This window comes from Nocardia pseudovaccinii NBRC 100343, assembly GCF_001613225.1.
Taxonomy (GTDB): domain Bacteria; phylum Actinomycetota; class Actinomycetes; order Mycobacteriales; family Mycobacteriaceae; genus Nocardia; species Nocardia pseudovaccinii.
Genome location: NZ_BDBY01000483.1, coordinates 1 through 895, shown reverse-complemented (window position 1 = coordinate 895; position 895 = coordinate 1). Strand labels below are relative to the sequence as shown.

Genomic DNA, 895 nt, shown 5'->3' with positions numbered 1-895 from the left:
CCGTGGTTGCGCCGCTGCTGCCGCTCGCTGCTTTGTATTCCCGTCCGGCGAGGTTGTAGATGTATTGGTTGGTGAGGCGGTTGATTTCGGCGGCGGCGCCGGTGGCGGTGGCGTTACCGCCGGAGACGATTTTGGCGGCTTTGGCGAGGGCGTTGGTGAGGATTTGGTGGACTTTTTGTTGTCCGGCTTTGGTGTAGGCGGCGGACCCGATTTCGGCGAGTTGGGTGTCCACGTCGCGGATGAGCTCGATGACGGCTTTCCTGTCGACCTTGTGGTTGCCCGCCATGGAGCGCATGTAGTTGAGCAGTTCGTTGTCGAGGTTGTTGAACGCGGTGGCGGCGTTGCGTTGATACAGCTGGTGGGCTTTGAGTTTGGTCGCGGTCGTCCCGGATCCGGTACCACTGGTCGTGGTGGTGCCGAGTTGTTTTCCGCCGGTGGGGGTTTCGGAGTCGTCGGCGTCTTTGGTGCCGTAGACGTCTTTCAATTGTTTGAGCACGTCGATGGCCTTCTGCGCTTCGGGGGTGAGTCCACCGCTTGCCCCGCTCTCGCCCGAACCTCCACTACCCGAACCGGATCCGCCTCCGCCGCCGAGTCCGGCCAGCGCGGAGGCGATCATCGGCAGCATCATCGCCCCGGCCATCATCGCCGTCGGCGCCAACGCGGTCAGCGTCTCCGGATCCAGCAACCCACCCGCGTGATCCCCGGCCGCTGAATCATCAGTGGTCCGAGCCGTATTCGGCGCCACCGCACCCGCCGGAGCAGGCGCACCCTGCCCAGCAGCACCCGGCGCGGGAGCCCCCTGAGCGGGCGCACCCGCCTGAGCAGGCCCAGCCACACCCGGCGCACCACCCCCCACAGCCGGAGGCACCACACCCTTACCCGCACCAGCCTGGCC

At 66.3% G+C, this 895-nt stretch carries 1 protein-coding gene; it reads right to left on the bottom strand.

Annotated elements, in window-relative coordinates; translation table 11 throughout:
* The coding region (locus NP3_RS46035) for a DUF4226 domain-containing protein (protein WP_157125028.1) at positions 1–835 on the bottom strand (835 nt) is incomplete at its 3' end.
* Positions 836–895: the final 60 nt, after the last annotated feature.